This is a genomic window from Mesorhizobium sp. LNHC252B00 (assembly GCF_000502955.1).
In the GTDB taxonomy this organism is placed as follows: domain Bacteria; phylum Pseudomonadota; class Alphaproteobacteria; order Rhizobiales; family Rhizobiaceae; genus Mesorhizobium.
On sequence record NZ_AYWO01000020.1, the window covers coordinates 23654 to 43583 of the forward strand.

At 64.3% G+C, this 19930-nt stretch carries 13 protein-coding genes; 12 read left to right on the forward strand and 1 reads right to left on the reverse strand.

Annotation, left to right across the window (positions count from 1 at the left end; genetic code table 11):
* Positions 1–84 precede the first annotated feature (84 nt).
* Positions 85–1695 carry a phosphoenolpyruvate carboxykinase gene (locus X744_RS148390; protein ID WP_023761131.1) on the reverse strand — a complete coding sequence of 537 codons (1611 nt, stop codon included), beginning with the start codon at positions 1693–1695 and terminating at the stop codon, positions 85–87.
* 343 nt (positions 1696–2038) lie between these two features.
* Here X744_RS148390 and X744_RS148385 point away from each other — a divergent pair, with 343 nt between their 5' ends.
* From X744_RS148385 to trxA, 12 genes are all read left to right on the forward strand, one after another.
* Positions 2039–2740 (forward strand): response regulator transcription factor, encoded by a 702-nt coding sequence (locus X744_RS148385; RefSeq protein ID WP_013528337.1) that lies wholly within the window; start codon positions 2039–2041, stop codon positions 2738–2740.
* 141 nt (positions 2741–2881) lie between these two features.
* Entirely contained in the window at positions 2882–4750 is a 1869-nt protein-coding gene (locus X744_RS148380; protein WP_023761132.1) for a sensor histidine kinase, read from the forward strand.
* A 149-nt stretch (positions 4751–4899) separates the two neighbouring features.
* On the forward strand, positions 4900–5364 hold the full coding sequence (locus X744_RS148375) for an HPr kinase (protein ID WP_023761133.1): 465 nt from the start codon (positions 4900–4902) through the stop codon (positions 5362–5364).
* A 164-nt stretch (positions 5365–5528) separates the two neighbouring features.
* On the forward strand, positions 5529–5930 hold the full coding sequence (locus tag X744_RS148370) for a PTS sugar transporter subunit IIA (protein WP_023761135.1): 402 nt from the start codon (positions 5529–5531) through the stop codon (positions 5928–5930).
* Complete coding sequence (locus tag X744_RS148365; RefSeq protein WP_023761136.1) at positions 5927–6238, forward strand: HPr family phosphocarrier protein; 312 nt, start codon at positions 5927–5929, stop codon at positions 6236–6238. The genes X744_RS148370 and X744_RS148365 overlap by 4 nt, the downstream gene beginning before the upstream one ends.
* A gap of 176 nt (positions 6239–6414) precedes the next feature.
* A complete protein-coding gene (ahcY, locus tag X744_RS148360; RefSeq protein ID WP_023761137.1) occupies positions 6415–7815 on the forward strand; it encodes an adenosylhomocysteinase in 1401 nt (466 codons plus the stop codon).
* A 199-nt stretch (positions 7816–8014) separates the two neighbouring features.
* A complete protein-coding gene (locus X744_RS148355) occupies positions 8015–10570 on the forward strand; it encodes an ATP-binding protein (protein ID WP_023761138.1) in 2556 nt (851 codons plus the stop codon).
* 8 nt (positions 10571–10578) lie between these two features.
* Positions 10579–12090: a tRNA (adenosine(37)-N6)-threonylcarbamoyltransferase complex ATPase subunit type 1 TsaE gene (gene tsaE, locus X744_RS148350; protein WP_023761139.1), complete on the forward strand. Its 1512-nt coding sequence runs from the start codon at positions 10579–10581 to the stop codon at positions 12088–12090.
* Positions 12087–12815, forward strand: a complete 729-nt coding sequence (locus tag X744_RS148345; RefSeq protein ID WP_023761140.1) for a nucleotidyltransferase family protein — start codon at positions 12087–12089, stop codon at positions 12813–12815. Before tsaE ends, X744_RS148345 begins: the two co-directional genes overlap by 4 nt.
* The gene (gene addB / locus X744_RS148340) at positions 12812–15946 is read left to right on the forward strand and encodes a double-strand break repair protein AddB (RefSeq protein ID WP_023761141.1); all 3135 of its coding nucleotides are present in this window, start codon (positions 12812–12814) and stop codon (positions 15944–15946) included. Before X744_RS148345 ends, addB begins: the two co-directional genes overlap by 4 nt.
* Entirely contained in the window at positions 15943–19461 is a 3519-nt protein-coding gene (gene addA, locus X744_RS148335) for a double-strand break repair helicase AddA (RefSeq protein ID WP_023761142.1), read from the forward strand. The genes addB and addA overlap by 4 nt, the downstream gene beginning before the upstream one ends.
* Positions 19462–19535: 74 nt before the next feature.
* Positions 19536–19859 carry a thioredoxin gene (gene trxA, locus X744_RS148330; RefSeq protein WP_023761143.1) on the forward strand — a complete coding sequence of 108 codons (324 nt, stop codon included), beginning with the start codon at positions 19536–19538 and terminating at the stop codon, positions 19857–19859.
* Positions 19860–19930 lie beyond the last annotated feature (71 nt).

Sequence of the window (19930 nt, forward strand, 5' to 3'; positions counted from 1 at the left end):
CCGCAGTCATGGCGCGGCGGATCAAAAAAGAAAAGGCCCGATCGAGACCGGGCCTTTCAACGACGGCTTAGTCCGATGGCGTGGTTACTCCGCCGCTTCCTGCATGCGCGGCGCGGCGCCCAGCACCACGGCGTCGACATGGCGTTCGAATTTCTCGAAGTTGACGGCGAACATGCCGACCAGTCTTGCCGCCTGCAGGTCATAGCCGGCCTTGTCAGCCCAGGTCGAGCGCGGGTCGAGAATGGCGCTGTCGACGCCGCGAACCGCCACCGGCACCTCGAAACCGAAATGAGGGTCGGTGCGGAACTCGGCCGTCTTCAGCGAGCCGTCGAGTGCGGCGGCAAGCAAGGCCCGCGTCGCCTTGATCGGCATGCGCTTGCCGGTACCGTAGGCGCCGCCGGTCCAGCCGGTGTTGACCAGCCAGCAATCGGCGCCATGGCGGGCGATCAGCTCGCGCAGCAGGTTGCCGTATTCGGATGGATGGCGCGGCATGAACGGCGCGCCGAAACAGGTGGAAAACGTCGCCTCGGGCTCGGTCACGCCCTTTTCGGTTCCGGCCACCTTGGCGGTGTAACCGGAGAGGAAATGATACATCGCCTGCGCCGGGCTCAGCCGCGCGATCGGCGGCATCACGCCGAAGGCGTCGGCGGTCAGCATGATGATGTTGTTGGGGTGGTTGGCGCGTCCCGTCTTGCTGGCGTTGGGGATGAAGTCCAGCGGATAGGCGCAGCGCGTGTTTTCGGTGAGCCTCCCGTCGTTGAAATCCGGCACGCCGTCGACATCGAGCACGACATTTTCCAGCACGGTGCCGAAGCGCTGCGTGGTGGCAAATATTTCCGGCTCGGCTTCCGACGACAGCTTGATCGTCTTGGCGTAGCAGCCGCCTTCGAAATTGAAGATGCCATGCGGCCCCCAGCCATGCTCGTCGTCGCCGATCAGCGTGCGCGAGGGATCGGCCGAGAGCGTCGTCTTGCCGGTGCCCGACAGGCCGAAGAAGATGGCTGCATCGCCGGCCGCGCCCTCATTGGCAGAGCAATGCATCGGCATCACGCCTTTCGCCGGCAGCAGATAGTTGAGCATGGTGAACACCGACTTCTTCATCTCGCCGGCATAGGAGGTGCCGCCGATCAGCACGATCTTGCGCGTGAGGTCGACGGCGATCACCGTTTCGGTACGGCTGCCGTGGCGGGCTGGATCGGCACGGAAGGACGGCAGGTCGATGATGGTCATGTCCGGTACGAAATGCTCGAGCTCGGCGGCATTCGGCCGGATGAGCAGATTGCGGATGAACAGCGAGTGCCATGCAAACTCGGTGATGACCCTGGTGGGCAGCTTCAGCTCTTCATCGGCGCCGCCAACCAGATCCTGGACGTAAATATCCTTGTCGGCGGCGTGCGCCTGGAAATCGGCAAGCAACGCGTCGAACTGGGCCGGCGAGATCGCCTTGTTGTTGTCCCACCAGATGTGCGGCTCGGTGGCGCCGTCGCGGACGACGAATTTATCCTTGGGCGAGCGGCCGGTGTGCTGGCCGGTCTCGGCGAGCAGCGCGCCGTGCGCGGTCAGCCTGGCTTCGCCGCGTCGGATCGATTCCTCATAAAGGGCTGCCGCACCGAAATTATAGCGCACCACGCCGGTGGTTTTCAGGCCGATATGATCGATAGCGCAGGCAGGATTGCGTTTGCCGACTTCCGACATGGGTGTCCCTTCTTGGATTTGCCGCATCTTTGCCGGCGTGTTTCCGACAAGCCCGCACCGCGGACTGAAATGCTCAGAAACAGAAAAGCCGAATGATATCAAATCATTAATCGATTTAAAAATTTTGAAAGTTGTTTAAATCGTTTATATGTGCAAAAAGTTCGGCGGTTGCCCAAAGGATTGGCGATGTACGTTCGTCCAATCCATATCGAGGTAGGATTGTGGCCGCCGGCATGCCGCGCGTGACAGCGGGCAAGGCGTATGCCACATTTTGTACCTAATTTGTCCTGCAAAAGCCCCTTCTCTACGAAAGAAGGGACAGCTCATGAGGGAGCCGCTTGAAATGGCAACAATCGCGCTTGTCGATGACGACCGCAACATTCTGACATCGGTGTCGATCGCGCTCGAATCCGAGGGGTATCGCGTCGAGACCTATACGGATGGTGCGTCAGCGCTGGAGGGATTGGCGGCACGCCCGCCTAACCTTGCCATCCTCGACATCAAGATGCCGCGCATGGACGGCATGGAACTGCTGCGCCGGATGCGCCAGAAGTCCGACCTCCCGGTGATCTTCCTGACCTCCAAGGACGACGAGATCGATGAATTGTTCGGCCTCAAGATGGGCGCCGACGATTTCATCCGCAAACCGTTCTCGCAGCGTCTGCTGGTCGAGCGGGTGCGCGCCGTGCTGCGCCGTGCCAGTGCCCGCGAGGCCGCCGCCAAGACACCCAGCCAGCAAGCCCGCTCGCTCGAACGCGGTCAGCTCGTCATGGACCAGGAGCGCCACACCTGCACCTGGAAGGGCGAGCCGGTGACGCTCACCGTCACCGAGTTCCTGATCCTGCATTCGCTGGCGCAGCGTCCCGGCGTCGTAAAAAGCCGTGATGCGCTGATGGATTCGGCCTATGATGAACAGGTCTATGTCGACGACCGCACCATCGACAGCCACATCAAGCGGCTGCGCAAGAAGTTCAAGGCCGTCGACGACGACTTCGAGATGATCGAAACCCTTTACGGAGTCGGATACCGGTTCCGCGAGGCGTAAGGTGCATGTCGCCCAAAAGTGGTCCCGGTTTTTGGGGTGACGACATGCACCAGAGCAAGGTATTTCATGTCGCCCAAAAGTGGTCCCGGTTTGGGATGACGACATGCATCTAACTAGAGACTAGGCGGGAGCTGCTATTCGATGGCAGTCGAGGCACAGCGAAGCAGACCGGCGGGCGCCTCGAGGCGGCCGTCGCGGATCATGCCGTCCTTCGTGTCGAAGATCACGGTCCCGATGCGCCGCTTCCTCGGCCATCATATCTTTTCCAGCCTGACGCGACGTATCCTCTTCCTCAACCTTGCCGGCCTTGCCGTCCTGGTGACCGGCATTCTCTATCTCAACACCTTCCGCGACGGGCTGATCGACGCCCGCGTCGAAAGCCTGATGACGCAGGGCGAGATCATCGCCGGCGCGATCGCGGCGTCGGCGACGGTCGAGACGGATTCGATCAGCATCGACCCGGAAAAGCTGCTTGAGCTGCAGGCCGGCGAAAGCCTTGGACCGGGCTCCGACCAACTCGACAATCTCGACTTCCCGATCAACCCGGAACGTGTCGCGCCGGTGCTGAGAAGGCTGATCTCGCCGACCCGGACCCGCGCCCGCATCTATGACCGCGACGCCAATCTGCTGCTCGATTCACGCCATCTCTATTCGCGCGGCCAAATCCTGCGCTACGACCTGCCGCCGGTGGAAGAGGAACAGCCCGATCTGCTCGAGCGCATCCAGAAATTCGTCTTCGACTTCTTCCGCAACACCGAGCTGCCGGTCTATCACGAGCAGCCGGGCGGCAATGGCGCCGCCTTCCCGGAGGTGGTCAAGGCGCTCACCGGCAGCCCGTCGACCATCGTGCGCATATCGGAACAGGGTGAGCAGATCGTTTCCGTGGCGGTGCCCATCCAGCGCTTCCGAGCGGTTCTCGGCGTTCTGATGCTGTCGACTGAAGGCGGCGACATCGACAAGATCGTCGCCGCCGAACGCANCCAGCGCTTCCGAGCGGTTCTCGGCGTTCTGATGCTGTCGACTGAAGGCGGCGACATCGACAAGATCGTCGCCGCAGAGCGCAAGGCGATCCTGCGCGTCTTCGGCATCGCGGCCTTGGTCACCGCCATCCTGTCGATGCTGCTCGCCTCCACCATAGCCAATCCGCTGCGCCGGCTGTCGGCGGCGGCGGTGCGGGTGCGGCGCGGCGTCAAGAGCCGTGAGGAAATCCCCGACTTTTCCGACCGCCAGGACGAGATCGGCAATCTCTCGATCGCGATACGCGACATGACCAAGGCTCTCTACGCCCGCATCGAGGCGATCGAAAGCTTTGCGGCCGACGTGTCGCATGAATTGAAGAACCCGCTGACGTCGCTGCGCAGCGCGGTGGAAACCTTGCCGCTGGCCAAGAACGACGATTCGCGCGGCAGGCTGATGGACGTGATCCAGCACGATGTCAGGCGGCTGGACCGGCTCATCACCGATATTTCCGATGCCTCCCGTCTTGATGCGGAGCTCGCGCGCGAAGATGCCGGGACCGTCGACTTGAAGAAATTTATCACCGATCTCGTCGTCGTTTCGCGTGAAGCCACGCGCAACAAGAAGGCGGTCGAGATCGAGTTCAAGATCGCCAAACTGCCGCAGGGCGTCAAAGGCTATTTCGTCGTCGGGCATGACCTGCGCATCGGCCAGGTGATCACCAACCTGATCGAGAACGCTCGCTCCTTCGTTCCCGAGGACCATGGTCACATCGGCCTGTCGTTGGCACGCGCCGGCAAGTTCAACATCATCACGGTCGACGACAATGGTCCCGGCATCCGCGCCGACAACATCGACCGCATCTTCGAACGGTTCTACACCGACCGGCCGGCCGGCGAGGCGTTCGGCCAGAATTCAGGCCTTGGCCTGTCGATATCCAGGCAGATCGTCGAGGCCCATGGCGGCACCTTGACCGCCGAGAACATCCCCGGCACCAAACCCGGCGAGATCAAGGGCGCGCGCTTTGTCGTGACGCTGCCGGCCGAAGCATGATCCCGAAAAGTGGAAACCGGTTTTCTCGGACGAACGGTTCCGTTCGTCCAGAGATCATGCTTCATCCAACAGGCATGATCCAGCAAAGTGGAAAACGGTTTTCGGACAAGATCATCATGCTTCATCCAAAAACATGATCGTGCAAGATCGTGCCTGATCCAGTTGCGCAGCCAGAAAACATTCACGGAACCGCGATCCTGATCGGCGAGCGCGGCGTCCTTATCACCGGGCCGTCCGGCGCCGGTAAGACGACGTTGGCGCTGACACTCCTGGACCATTGCCGCGCGCGCGGACTGTTCTCGCGGCTGATCGGCGACGACAGGCTGCTTGCCGCCGCCCGCGCCGGGCGGCTGGTCTGTCGCGTGCCGGCGACCATCGCCGGTCTCGCCGAAGTGCCTGGGTTCTTGCCGCGACCGCTGCCGTTCGAGCCGGGCGGAGTGATCGACCTGCATGTGAGGCTGGTGCCAAAGGCAGAGATGGCCCGTTTCCAGGAGGAGGAAATCAGCGAGCCTGTCGCAGGCTGCCCGGTGCCGCGTATCGACCTTGCCGAGCGTAACGCCGCCACGGCACTGCCCGCCGTGATGGCGCGGCTGTCGATCGCGCCTTTTCTATGATCCGCCCCGGCTTTTTTGCTGCAATGCGTCAAAATGGCATGGACCTGCGCAATTTTGGGCTTGTCAACGGGCCGTGCGTCGACAAGATAGCGCTCCCGCCGCCTGGAATGGCTGGCGAGCATAAAATGCGCCTGTGAAGCGGCGATGACGGGAGCCACCAAAGAATGATCGGACTCGTGCTTGTAACGCACGGTCAACTGGCCGCCGAGTTTCGACATGCCGTGGAACATGTCGTCGGGCCACAAGACAATTTCGAAACCGTGGCGATCGGCGCCGATGACGATATGGAGCAGCGTCGCCGCGATATCGTCGACGCTGTTGCCCGTGTCGACACCGGGGCGGGGGTCATCGTGCTGACCGACATGTTCGGCGGCACGCCCTCCAACCTTGCCATCTCGGTGATGGAGTCCGGCCGCACGGAGGTGATCGCCGGCATGAACCTGCCGATGCTGATCAAGCTCTCCTCGATCCGCAAGGGCGACAATATGGCGGCGGCGCTCGATGAGGCGCAGGCGGCCGGCCGCAAATATATCAACGTCGCCAGTCAGCTTCTGAGCAGCAAATGAACGCGCTGTCCCCGGAAAAAGATCAGATCGCCAAAGATACCATCACGAGGGACTTCCCCATCATCAACCAGCGCGGCCTGCACGCCCGCGCCTCGGCGAAATTCGTCCAGCTGGCCAGCGGTTTCGACGCCTCGGTGCATGTCGAGAAGGACGGCGTCAAGGTCGGCGGCACCTCGATCATGGGCCTGATGATGCTGGCGGCAAGCCCCGGCTACTCGATCCGCGTCACCGCCAGCGGGCCGCAGGCGCGGCAGGTCATCGACGCTCTGGAGCAGCTGGTGGCGTCCCGCTTCGGCGAGGAAAGCTGATCCGCCACACTGCGAACGCATGTCCGAGAGACATGCACGAATAAAGATTTCTTTATATCCCATTGTCGTCTCGGTGCCGATCTGCTAGTCAGACCGGCAATTCGCGCCCTTCGACGCGCCTGCCGGCGTGGGCGCATCCGCAACCAATTCGCAGCACAAAACTTCGGAGCACTGCCATGACGGGTAGCAAGGACTATGTGGTCGCCGACATCTCGCTTGCCGGCTGGGGTCGCAAGGAAATCGAGATCGCCGAGACCGAAATGCCGGGCCTGATGGCCAGCCGCGAGGAATTCGGCGACAAGCAGCCGCTCAAGGGCGCGCGCATCACCGGCTCGCTGCACATGACCATCCAGACCGCGGTCCTGATCGAGACGCTGAAGGCGCTCGGCGCCGATCTCCGCTGGGCCTCCTGCAATATCTTCTCGACCCAGGATCACGCGGCCGCGGCCATCGCCGAGGCCGGTATCCCGGTGTTCGCCGTCAAGGGCGAGTCGCTCGAGCAGTACTGGGACTATACCGACAAGATTTTCCAGTGGGCCGACGGCGGCCTCTCCAACATGATCCTCGATGATGGCGGCGACGCCACCATGTACATCCTGATCGGCGCCCGCGCCGAGGCCGGCGAGGACGTGCTGTCCAACCCGCAGAGCGAGGAAGAGGAATACTTCTACGCGCAGGTCAAGAAGCGCCTGAAGGCCTCGCCCGGCTTCTTCACCAAGCAGAAGGCGGCGATCCGTGGCGTCACCGAAGAGACGACGACCGGCGTCAACCGGCTTTACCAGCTGCAGAAGAAGGGCCTGCTGCCCTTCCCCGCCATCAACGTCAACGACTCGGTCACCAAGTCGAAATTCGACAACAAATACGGCTGCAAGGAATCGCTCGTCGACGGCATCCGTCGCGGCACCGACACGATGATGGCCGGCAAGGTAGCCGTCGTCTGCGGTTACGGCGACGTCGGCAAGGGCTCGTCGGCCTCGCTCAAGGGCGCCGGCGCCCGCGTCAAGGTTACCGAGGTCGATCCTATCTGCGCCCTGCAGGCGGCGATGGATGGTTTTGAAGTCGTCACGCTGGAAGACGCGGCACCCACCGCCGACATCGTCATCACCACCACCGGCAACAAGGACGTCGTCACCCTCGACCACATGCGCTCGATGAAGGACATGGTGATCGTCGGCAACATCGGCCACTTCGACAATGAGATCCAGGTGGCCGCGCTGCGCAACCTGAAATGGACCAACGTCAAGCCGCAGGTGGACATGATCACCTTCCCGGACGGCAAGCGGATGATCCTTCTGTCCGAAGGCCGCCTGCTCAATCTCGGTAACGCCACCGGCCACCCGAGCTTCGTCATGTCGGCATCCTTCACCAACCAGGTGCTGGCCCAGATCGAGCTGTACACCAAGCCCGGCCAGTACGAGAACCAGGTCTATGTCCTGCCCAAGCATCTCGATGAAAAGGTCGCGCGCCTGCATCTCGACAAGCTTGGCGCCCGTCTTACCGAATTGTCCGGTGAGCAGGCGGCCTATATCGGCGTCACGCCGCAGGGTCCGTTCAAGCCGGAACACTACCGCTATTAACCAAATCTAAAATTGCTACCAGATATTGAGGCCGGGCGATTGACTTTTCGCCCGGCTTTATTTTTGCGCGCAATCGCCTTCACGACGATTCGGCGAGGGTTTATTGTCAGGTGATTCGCGACGCTTCCAGCCCGAGAGGGGTTCAAGAGAGGTGTGCATCAGGGCGGTCTTGCATTCAGGCGGCGGAGAGGACCAAGACATGCCGGGGCAACACCCGCACAGAGCGGGACGGGCCGTTTCCGGCGGCCATGACGATTCGAGGATCACTGGCTCCGCCTTGCAAAGCGGGGGCGTGTCCTGGCGCGTCCGTGCGTCGATCTTCCTTGCCACCTCCGCGCTTGCCGGCCCTTTGGCAGGTGCTGTCGCGCATGCCGAGACCGCTGGTTCCGCCGTCGCCGGATTGTCGATGAGCGCCGTAGAGGTGATGCAGCTTGCCGTGTTTGTCGGGGTGACGGGCGCTGCCCTTCTCTCGGCCATCGTTCTCATCCGCGAAAGAGCCCGCACCTCGGCGGAAAATGTCGAGCTCAGGAGCCGCCTCGCCGATATCAACGCGGCGCTCCGCCGCTCGGAGGCGCTGCTCAATCTGCGCGACCAGCGCGTGGTCGTCTGGGCCGCGGAAAACAAGAAGCCGGAACTCATCGGCACATTGCCCGTCGAAAGCGGCGCTCCGGAGGACCGGGCCGCTTTTCTTGCTTTCGGCCGCTGGCTGATGCCGCGTTCGGCGGCAGCACTTGAACATGCCGTTGCGGGATTGCGCGAAAAAGCCAAACCCTTCGACCTCGTCATCGAATCGCAGGCCGGCGCTCCGCTCGAAGTGCATGGCCGCAAGAGCGCGGCGCATGTGCTCGTACGTTTTATCTCGCTTTCGGAGACGCAGCGCAGCCAGGCCAGGCTGAAGATCGAGAACCAGCGGCTGGCCGCCGACCATGATACGATGATCGGCCTGCTCGACGCGCTGAACATGCCGGCCTGGCTTCGCAGCGCGGATGGGCGGCTGAAGTGGGTCAACCGGGCCTATGCCAATGCGGTCGAATCCGAAAATGCCGAAACCGCGGTTCGGGAGGCAAAAGAGTTCCTCGGCGGCCAGGCACGCGACACGATTGCCGCCCAGCACAAGACACATCCGGTCTTCGAACAGTCGCTTTCCACCGTGATCGAAGGTGATCGCCGTGTGTTTGCGGTCACCGATTTCGCCGGCAGCGATGGCTCGGCCGGCCTTGCTTGCGACACCAGCGCTATCGAGACGGTTCGCGGCGAATACGAGCGGACCGTCAGGAGCCACGCCGACACGCTCGATCAGCTCAATACGGCGGTCGCCATTTTCGACACCGACGAGAAGCTGCGGTTCTTCAATCAGGCCTTTCAGAAGCTATGGGGCCTCGACAGTGGTTTCCTGCACAGCGCTCCCGACAATGCGCTGCTGCTCGACCGGCTGCGCAGCGAGGGCAAGATCGCCGAGCAACCGGAATGGCGCCGCTGGAAGGAAGGTTTGCTCGGCGCCTATCGTGCCGTGGAATCGCAGGAGCATTGGTGGCATCTGCCGGACGGCAAGACCATCCGCGTCGTCGCCAACCCGCAGCCCAAGGGTGGCGTGACCTGGGTGTTCGAGAACCTGACCGAGAAGATGGACCTCGAAAGCCGCTACCAGACAGCGGTGCGGGTCCAGGGCGAGACGCTCGACAATCTTGCCGAAGGCGTGGCGGTGTTCGGCCCCGACGGCAGGCTTCGGCTGTCGAATCCCGCCTTTGCCACACTCTGGGGTTTGAGCGGCGAAGCGGCCAAGCCAAATGTCCACGTCTCCACGGTCCGCGACCTTTGCGACCGGCAGGCGGCGGACAGTCCCTGGCCAGGCTTCGTCGCCGCCATCACCGGCTTCGACGACGAGCGCCGCGACCGCCATGGCCAGACCGAACTCAACAACGGCAATGTGCTGAGCTACGCCATGATCCCGTTACCCAACGGGCAGGTGATGATGACCTTCGTCGACGTTACCGACAGCGTTAATGTCGAAAGGGCGCTGAAGGACAAGAACGAGGCGCTGCAAAAATCCGACCAGCTCAAGAACGAATTCGTCCAGCACGTCTCCTATGAACTGCGCTCACCGCTGACCAACATCATCGGCTTCACCGAACTGCTGTCGCAGCCCACGACCGGTCCGCTGACGCAGAAACAGCGCGAATATGTCGAGCATGTCAGCTCGTCGTCCTCGGTGCTGCTCACCATCGTCAACGACATCCTCGATTTGGCCACGGTGGACGCCGGCATCATGCAGCTCGACATTTCCGAGGTGCACGTCGATCGCACCATTGCGGCCGCGGCCGAACTGGTCGCCGACCGGCTGGAAGAGCATTCGATCAGGCTTGAGGTCGACGCCAGTGCTGCGCCGAAGACGTTCCACGGCGACGAAATCCGCGTCCGCCAGATCCTCTACAATCTGCTTAGCAACGCCGCCAACTACGCGCCGGAAGCCAGCACCATCCGGCTCACTTGCCGCAATCTGGCGGACGGGGTGGAATTCTCGGTTCATGACGACGGCCCCGGCATGCCGCCGGACCTGCTCGATTCTGTGTTTCGCCGCTTCGAGCCGCGCGCCAATGGCGGCCGCCGGCGCGGTGCCGGTCTCGGCCTGTCGATCGTCAAAAGCTTTGTCGAGCTGCATGGAGGCAGCGTTCGCATCGAAACCGGCAAGGACAAGGGCACGACCGTCATCTGCACCTTTCCCGACATGCCGGGCATCCGCGCCGCGGCCGAGTAGCACGCTCGATGACGGGATTGGTGCTGGAGCGTTTGCTCGCCGACGAGACACAGACAGCACGGCTGGGCGAAGATCTTGCCCTGTCGCTGCGCCCGGGTGATGTGCTTGCCCTCAAGGGCGATCTCGGCGCCGGCAAGTCGACGTTGGCGCGGGCCTTGATCAGGACCTTGGCCGACGATGCCGGTCTCGATGTTCCGAGCCCGACCTTCACGCTGGTGCAGAGCTACGACACGCGCATCCCGGTCCATCATTTCGATCTCTACCGCCTGTCCTCGGCGGCCGAGATCGATGAGCTCGGCTTCGACGAAGCCCTGACCCAAGGCGCCGCTTTGGTCGAATGGCCGGAACGGGCGGAAGATTATCTGCCGAAAACCACGGTCCTGATCGAGCTCGTCCAGCATGGCGACGGCCGGTTGGCGAGATTGTCGGGGCAGGGCGCTGCCTTCGATCGGGCGGCACGATCGCTGGCCATGCGCGACTTTCTCGTGAACGCCGGCTGGGGGCAAGCGCAGCGCCGCCATTTCATTGGCGATGCTTCGGCCCGCTCCTACGAGATCGTTTCGCTGCCGGACCGGAAGCCGCGAGTGCTGATGAATTCCCCCCGGCTGGTGCTCGGCCCACCCGTGCGCGACGGCAGACCCTATGCCGAGATCGCTCATACCGCCCAGTCGGTCTCCGCCTTCGTCGCCATCGACCGCGCCTTGAAGGCCGGCGGCGTCACCGTTCCGGAAATCCATGCCGAGGACCAGGAGCAGGGATTCCTGCTGCTCGAACATCTTGGTTCGGAAGGGTTTCTCGGCAGCGATGGCCAGCCGCTGGCCGAGCGCTATGCGGCGGCAGCCGAACTGCTGGCCATGATGCATGGCAGAGCCTGGCCGCAGCGCCTGGAAACAGGGCACGGCGGCTTCCACGACGTGCCGCCTTTCGACCGTGATGCCATGATGATCGAAGTCGATCTGCTGGTCGATTGGTACGTGCCGGCGCTATCGGGCAGCCCGGCAAGCGACAGCTTGCGCGCCGGCTACCACAGGGAGTGGAATGCGCTTCTCGACCGGCTGCACGGCCGCGAAGTCACACTGATGCTGCGCGACTTCCATTCGCCCAACATCATCTGGCGCGGCGATCTTTTCGGTCATGACCGGCTGGGCATCGTCGATTTCCAGGATGCGCTGATCGGCCCGTCCGCCTATGACGTCGCCTCGCTCGCCATGGACGCGCGCGTCACGATGTCGCCCGAGATCGAGAGAGAGACGCTCGATGCCTACATCACGGCGCGCCACGCAGCCGGCGCTTTCGACGAGGCAAGTTTCCTGGAATCCTACGCAATCATGGCGGCGCAGCGGAACTCCAAGATCCTCGGCATCTTCGTCCGTCTCGAAAAGCGCGACGGCAAACCCTATTATCTGAAGCATCTCCCGCGCATTCGCGATTATCTGCGCCGGGCCTTGTCTCATCCGGCGCTGGCAAGCATGCGCGATTTCTACAACGCCAACGGTTTGCTGGAGGAGCGAGCGCTGTGACAGCAAAACCGGACACTGCCATCGTACTTGCCGCCGGGCTCGGCAAACGCATGCGGCCGATCACCGACACCATTCCCAAGCCGCTGGTCAGGATCGCCGGCAAGACGCTGCTCGACTGGAGCCTCGACAGCCTGGCCGCCGCCGGTGTCGCCAAGGCGGTGGTCAACGTTCACTATTTTCCCGACCAGATCGTCGCCCATGTCGCGGCGCGCCAGTCGCCGAAGATTGTTATCTCCGATGAGAGCGAAAGACTTCTCGATTCCGCCGGCGGCATCGTCAAGGCGTTGCCGGAATTGGGCGAGCAGCCCTTCTACATCCTCAACGCGGACACCTTCTGGATCGACGACGGTCCACTCAATCTCAAGCGCCTCGCCCTTGCATGGGACGCGGCGAAAATGGATATTCTGCTGATGCTGGCGGATCTTAATCAGGCGACCGGACACTACGGCAGCACCGACTTCCTGGTGGCGCCGGATGGAGCCTTGCAGCGCTCGAAAGGCGATCCGGCGGGTCTGATCTATGCCGGAGCGGCGATCGTCCATCCGCGCCTATTCAGGCAAGCAGCGGCCGGGCCGCACTCGCTCAACGCCTATTTCGATTCGAGCATCGCCGCCGGCCGACTGTTCGGCATGCCCATGCACGGCCAGTGGATCACCGTCGGTACGCCTGATGCCATTGCGCTCGCCGAAGCGGCGGTCGCCGGCGCGCTAATCGAGTCTCAATGAGCGGCTCAAGCCGCGTTTTCTCGATCCCCCCCGGGGCGCCGTTTCTACCGACGCTTGCCGAAGCGCTGCTTGCCGGCCGCCTTGTTCCTGGCTTTCGCTTCGACGGCGATCCGCTCGCTTTGGCCGATGTCACCATCTATGTGCCGACGCGCCGCGCCGCGCGCGCGCTGCGGGGTGTCTTCGTCGACAGCCTGGCGGCACGCGGCGGCGGCGGTTCGGCGATCCTGCCGGTTGTCCGGCCACTCGGCGAGTTCGATGAGGATGAGGCCGCGTTCGAAACCGAGGCAGCGGCGGCGATCGATCTCGCACCGCCGATAGCCGCGACTGAGCGCCTGTTGCTGCTGACGCCGCTGGTGCGCGCCTGGAAACGCCGGCTGCCGGCGCATGTCGCCGCGCTCTTCGCCGAGGAGATCGTCATCCCGGCCTCCACCGCCGATGCGATCTGGCTGGCGCGCGATCTGGCAAGGCTGATGGACGAGATCGAGACGGAAGGCACGGACTGGGCCAAGCTCACCGACCTGGTGACCGGCAATCTTGCCGGATGGTGGCAGGTGACGCTTGAATTCCTCGGCATCGTCACCGACGCCTGGCCGAAATTCCTCGCGGAAAGCGATCGCTCCAATCCAGCCGCGCATCGCAGCGCGCTGATCCGCGCCGAGGCGGCGCGGCTGCAGCGCAATCCGCCCGCTGGACCGGTCATCGCCGCCGGCTCGACCGGCTCCATTCCGGCCACCGCTGAGCTGCTTGCGGCGATCGCCCGCTTGCCCGGCGGCGCCATCGTGCTGCCAGGCCTCGACCGGACGCTGGACGAAGCGTCCTTCCAGGCAATCGCCGCGCCGGGTGCGCGTCCGGCCGTGCTAGGCCATCCGCAATATGGCCTGGCCAGGCTGATCGCCAAGATCGGGGTGTTGCGCGGCGATGTCGAGGAGATCGGCGCGCCCGTGCCACGGCTCGCGCTTCGCGCCGCCCTTGTCGGCGAAGCCCTGCGGCCGGCTGAGACCACCGAATTTTGGGCCGAGACGCGCAATGGCTTTTCGACGTCCGATATCGCCGGGGCATTCGCCGGCGTGACCTTGCTCGAAGCAGCCAGCGAACGCGACGAAGCCGTGGCCATTGCCGTGGCGCTCAAGCGCGCGGTCGAAGTATCAGGCCAAAAGGCCGCTCTCGTCACCGGCGACCGCGCGCTGGCGCGGCGCGTCTCGGTCGAGCTCCAGCGCTTCGGCGTCGTCGCAGACGATTCCGGCGGCACCTCGCTCGCCAACACCCCGCCGGCCAGCCTGCTCCGGCTGGCGCTCGAAGCGGTGTTCCGGCCAGGCGATCCGGTAGGCCTGCTGTCGCTGCTCAAGCATCCGCTGCTTGGCCTCGGCCTCGAACGGGCTGATGTGCGCCATGCTGCGGAACTGGTCGAACTGGTGGCGCTGCGCGGCGGCACAGGCCGTCCCGACATCGTTTCGTTGCCGGAACTATTCGAGGCTCGCCTCACCGGCCTGGGCAGCGGCAGCCGGCCGCCCTTCTGGTTTTCCCGGTTGACCGTGCGCGCCATCGAAAGCGCACGGAATTTGCTGGACCGTCTCACGCAAGCACTGGCGCCACTTGCGGCTTTCCGGGGCCAGGATGACGCCGACCTTGCCGCGCTGGTCACAGCCAGCGTCGTCGCACTCGAAAATCTCGGCCGCACCGCCGATGGCGGCCTTGGCGAACTCTATGCCGGTGACGCCGGCGAAAAGCTTGCCGAACTGCTGCGCGGGTTGGTCGCGGCTTCCGCATCGCTGTCCTTCGCGGCGAGCGAATGGCCAGACGTGATGGCGGCGCTGATCGCGCCAGAAACGGTCAAGCCGGCGCAAGGCACCGACAGGAACATCGCTATCTGGGGCGCGCTGGAAGCACGCTTGCAGACTGTCGACACGCTGGTCATCGGCGGGCTGAACGAGGGCGTATGGCCGCGCAAGCCCGAGAGCGACCGCTTCATGTCGCGGCTGATGAAGACTGGCATCGATCTCGAACCGCCGGAACGGCGCATCGGCCTTGCCGCGCATGATTTCCAGATGGCCATGGGCGCGAAGAAGGTGCTGCTGGCCCGCTCGGCGCGTGCCGGCGATGCACCGGCGGTGCCGTCGCGCTGGTTGCAGCGCCTGCTCACGTTCATCGGCAACGACCAGGCGGCAGCGCTGCGCCGCCGTGGTGACGAACTGCTCACCTGGGCGCGCGCACTCGACTCCGGTCCAAGACAGGATTTCGCGCCGCGGCCGCAGCCGAGGCCGCCCTTGTCAGTGCGCCCTGGCCATTTCTCGGTCACCGAGATCGAGACACTGCGCCGTGATCCCTATGCCGTCTACGCAAGACGAATCCTCGGCCTGGTGCCGCTCGATCCGGTCATCCGCGACCCCGGTGCGGCCGAGCGCGGCACGCTGTTCCATGCCATCCTGCACCTGTTCGCGGCACGCGTCGCCGATCCACGTGCTCCCGATGCGCTCGCCGGCCTCATATCAGCGGGCCGTGCCTGTTTTGCCGATGCAGCCCTTCCAGCCGATGTCGAAGCGGTGTGGTGGCCGCGTTTCGAAAAACTTGCCACCAACATCATCGAGTGGGAACGCACGCGCGCCGGCGCGGTGATCCGGCGGCATGCCGAGGAGCGCGCCGGAAAGACCGTCGTTGGCCAGTCCGGCGTGACGCTGTCCGGCTATGCCGACCGTGTCGACCTGCTGGCTGGCGGCATAGCCGACATACTGGACTACAAGACCGGATCCTCGCCGTCCAAGGCGCAGGCGCACACGCTGCTGGCGCCGCAACTGGCGCTGGAGGGCGCGCTGCTCAGGCGCGGAGCCTTCAAGGATTTGGGCGCGCGTGAACCGTCGCAACTGGCCTTCATCAGGTTGAAGCCGAATGGCGAAGTGTTCGAAGAATCCATCCTCGAACACAACCGCCAGCCGCGCACCGCAGCCGATCTTGCCGAAGAGGCCTGGGCGCGGCTGGAAAAGCTGTTGATCCACTATGCCGACCCGGCGACCGGTTACCTGTCGCGCGCGCTGCCGTTTCGCGAGGGCGAGACCGATGGCGATTACGACCATCTTGCCCGCGTGCTGGAATGGTCGGCCGGCGGCGACGCCGGTGACGAGGGAGGGGAGGCATGAAAAAGGCCTATCCCATCCCGAGCGACACCGCGACCAGCCAGGCCCGCGCCGCCGACCCTCAGAATTCCGCCTGGCTGTCGGCGAACGCCGGCTCCGGCAAGACCCATGTGTTGGCCCAGCGCGTCATCCGGCTGCTGCTGCGCGGCACCGATCCGTCGAAGATACTGTGCCTGACCTACACGCGCGCCGCCGCCGCCAACATGTCCAATCGGGTTTTCTCGACACTGTCGGAATGGACGACGCTTGGTGACGCGGATCTGGCGGCAAAGGTCGAGGCGCTGGAAGGCCGGCGGCCGGATCCAGAGACCATGCGCCGGGCGCGGCGCCTTTTCGCCGAGGCGCTGGAAACGCCCGGCGGCCTGAAGATCCAGACCATTCACGCCTTCTGCGAATCCGTGCTGCACCAGTTCCCTCTGGAGGCCAACATCCCGGCCCATTTCGAGATGCTCGATGGCCAGATGGAGGCTTCGCTGTTTGCCGCGGCGCGCCGCGACATGATTTCCGGCACTGCCGCCGGCGACCGGGATCTGGCCGAGGCCTTTGCCACCATCCTCGACCGTGGCGGTGAGGCCGGGCTCGATGCCTTGCTAGGCGAGATCGTGCGCAAGCGCGACGGCTTGCGCAATTTCATCGACGCGGTCGGACGCGACGGCACGCGCTTCCAGGCATTGGTCGACGAATTCCATTTCCGCCGCGGTCAGACCGCCGAAGGAATAGCGGCATCGGTCTGGCCGTTGCCGGGCTTCCTGCCCGATTATTTTGCCGGCTTTGCCCAGGCCGCCGATGCCGCCGATGCCAGGACGGTGCTGAACAACATCCTCCCCTATGCGCGCCAGGCCTTCGCCGAGAACGATCCCATTCGCCGCCTGCAATTGCTCGCAAGAGCCTTCCTCAAGACCGATGGCGACGCCTACGACCCGGCAAAAGCCTTCAAGAAGGCGCTGGTCGACCGACTGCCGGATCTGGCGGAGCGCTATCTCTCAGCAGCCAGTACGATCGTTGAAACCGTCGATCGGCTGGCCCTGTTCCGGATGCTGGAAGGCACGGTTGCCGCGCTGACCATCGCCGACTGGCTGATCGCCCGCTACGAAGTGCTGAAGCGCAGCCGCGGCTTTCTCGACTTCAACGACCTGATCACCCGCACCGTCAACCTTCTGGCGCGGCCCGATGCCGGCCCCTGGGTGCAATACAAGCTCGACCAGGGCATCGACCACATCCTGCTCGACGAGGCACAGGACACCAGCCCGGATCAATGGGAGGTTGTGAAGCGGCTGGCGGAAGAGTTCTTTGCCGGCTTCGGCGCCCGCGACAGGGTCCATCGCACGGTCTTTGCCGTCGGTGACGAGAAGCAGTCGATCTATTCCTTCCAGGGTGCGGCGCCGGATTCCTTCGCCGACAGCCGGCTGTTGTTTGCTGGCAGGGTGCGCGACGCCGAGGCGTCCTTCGCCGATCTCAAGCTGACCTGGTCGTTCCGCTCGACCGACGATGTTCTGGCCGCCGTCGACCGCGTCTTCGCAGATCCCCTGGTGCGGCGCGGCATCAGTCACGATCCCGATCCGCTGAGCCACAAGGCGATCCGCACCGATGCGCCGGGCTATGTCGAGGTCTGGCCATCGGTCGGCGCCGACGTCGTCGACGAGCCCGACGATTGGACGCAAGCCATCGACCATGCGCATGCGCCGGCGGTGCGCGTGGCCGAGAACGTCGCCGCCACCATTGCCGGCTGGATCGGCACCAGTGAGATCATCGAAGGCCGCGGCAAGCGGCTGCGGCCTGGCGACGTGCTAGTGCTGGTGCGCAAGCGTGACCGCTTCGTCCATGCGCTGACCCGGGCGCTCAAACGCCGCGACATCCCGGTCGCCGGCGCCGACCGGCTGAGCCTGCCCGGCCATATCGCCGTCAAGGACCTGATCGCGCTTGGCCATCTCCTGATCCAGCCGCAGGACGATCTGTCGCTCGCCGCCGTGCTGCGCAGTCCGATCTTCGATTTGCCCGAGGAGGAGCTGTTCACGCTCGCTGCGCAGAGGGCAGCTGGGCTGTCGTTGCTCGCATCGCTGCGCCAGCGTGCCGGCGAAAGCGAGCGACTGACAAAGATCGTCGCGCAATTGGACATCTGGACAAATGAGGCCGCCTTCAAGCCGGTGTTCGAGTTCTATGCCGGGCTGCTGGCGCGCGATGGCGTGCGCAAAAAGATGATCGCGCGGCTCGGGCCTGAGGCCGGTGACATTCTCGACGAGTTCCTGAGTTTCTGCCTCGCCGAGGAGCGAACCGGCCTGCCTGGGCTGGAAGCCTTCCTGTCGACACTGGAAAACGCCGGTCCCGAGATCAAGCGTGAGATGGACCAGACCCGCGACGAGGTCCGGGTCATGACCGTGCATGCCGCCAAGGGCCTGGAGGCGCCGGTCGTGTTCCTGGTCGATGGCGGTTCCGCCCCGTTCAGCGACCAGCATCTGCCGCGCCTGATGCCCTTTGACGGCTCCGGCGCCACCTGGGATGGCAAGGGCTATCTCTGGCGCTCGGCCAGCGACGTCGCCAACGGCTTTTCCAAAGCAGCGGCAGCGCGGGCACGGGAACTTGCCGACGACGAATACCGCCGGCTGCTCTATGTCGGCATGACCCGTGCCGAGGACCGGCTGATCGTCTGCGGCTATCACGGCAAGCGGGCGCCGAACGCCGGCACCTGGCACTCGATCGTCAGCCGTGCACTGGTCGGCGCTCCGGAGAGCCAGCAGCATCCGCATCCCGCCGGCGGCGAGCCGGCGCATCGTTTCCATGTCACGAAGCTGCCGCCGGTCGCACTGGTATCCAGCGAGCAGGCACGGCAGGCCGACGCTTTCGAGCCTTTGCCGTCGGGCCTGTTCCGGCCCTTGCCGCCGTTCGAGGACTTGCCGCGTCCCCTGTCGCCATCCGGCGCCGCGGCGCTGATCGACGAAGGCAAGGAAGCCGTGATCGACAAGGCGTCGCCGGTTATCGATGCCGATGCGGAGCCAGGTTTTGCCGTGCTGCGCGGGCTTGCCCTGCACAAGCTGCTGCAGATGCTGCCTGGCATTGCCGAGCACGAGCGCCAGGGCGCGGCGGAACGCTACCTCGCACGAACGGGTGCGGAATGGCCTCCGTCGGAGCGGGAGAAGGGCCTGGCTTCGGTGACCGCCATCCTTGCCGACGCCAGCTTCGGTCCGCTGTTTGCGCCGTCGTCGCGTGCCGAAGTCGCGATCATGGGCAGCCTGGAGGTCAAGGGCAAAAAGCGCTCGATTTCCGGCAAGATCGACCGGCTGGCGGTGACGCCGGACAGTGTGTCGATCGTCGACTACAAGACCAACCGGCCGGCACCCGCCTCTCTGGCCGAGGTGCCGCCGGCCTATGTCCTGCAGCTGGCGCTCTATCGTGCCCTGCTGCAACCGCTTTATCCCGGTCGCGCGGTCCAGGCGGCCTTGCTGTTCACCGAGGCGCCGCGGCTGATCGAGCTGCCGGCGGGCGCCATGGATGACGCCCTTGCTCGACTCACGGGAGCGTGACACAACACCTGCTTGAAGAAGGGCGCGATCACCACCACATTTGGTGCGACGAAAAATTTCGAAAGGATTTCCGCATGACCACCGTCAAGGTCGACAAGAGCAATTTCCAGGCCGATGTGCTTAACGCCAGCGTACCGGTCGTCGTCGATTTCTGGGCGGAATGGTGCGGTCCCTGCAAGATGATCGCGCCGGCGCTTGAGGATATCGCCACCGAACTTGGCGCCAAGATCAAGATTGCCAAGCTGAACATCGACGAGAATCCCGAGCTTGCCGCGCAGTTCGGCGTGCGCTCGATCCCGACGCTGATGATCTTCAAGGGCGGCGAAGTGGCCGACATGAAGGTCGGTGCGGCGCCCAAGACCGCGCTGTCGCACTGGATCAATGGCAGCCTCGCCTGATCCATCTGAAATTCCTGATATCAAGCCCGGCCTCGCGCCGGGCTTTTTGTTGGCGTCGTCTACAGCGCCGC

Bases quoted from the DNA above. Each gene is read 5' to 3' on its own strand.
- X744_RS148390 (WP_023761131.1), bottom strand. From the start codon at position 1,695: ATGTCGGAAGTCGGCAAACGCAATCCTGCCTGCGCTATCGATCATATC.
- X744_RS148385 (WP_013528337.1), top strand. From the start codon at position 2,039: ATGGCAACAATCGCGCTTGTCGATGACGACCGCAACATTCTGACATCG.
- X744_RS148370 (WP_023761135.1), top strand. From the start codon at position 5,529: ATGATCGGACTCGTGCTTGTAACGCACGGTCAACTGGCCGCCGAGTTT.
- X744_RS148365 (WP_023761136.1), top strand. From the start codon at position 5,927: ATGAACGCGCTGTCCCCGGAAAAAGATCAGATCGCCAAAGATACCATC.
- ahcY (WP_023761137.1), top strand. From the start codon at position 6,415: ATGACGGGTAGCAAGGACTATGTGGTCGCCGACATCTCGCTTGCCGGC.
- X744_RS148355 (WP_023761138.1), top strand. From the start codon at position 8,015: ATGCCGGGGCAACACCCGCACAGAGCGGGACGGGCCGTTTCCGGCGGC.
- tsaE (WP_023761139.1), top strand. From the start codon at position 10,579: ATGACGGGATTGGTGCTGGAGCGTTTGCTCGCCGACGAGACACAGACA.
- addB (WP_023761141.1), top strand. From the start codon at position 12,812: ATGAGCGGCTCAAGCCGCGTTTTCTCGATCCCCCCCGGGGCGCCGTTT.
- addA (WP_023761142.1), top strand. From the start codon at position 15,943: ATGAAAAAGGCCTATCCCATCCCGAGCGACACCGCGACCAGCCAGGCC.
- trxA (WP_023761143.1), top strand. From the start codon at position 19,536: ATGACCACCGTCAAGGTCGACAAGAGCAATTTCCAGGCCGATGTGCTT.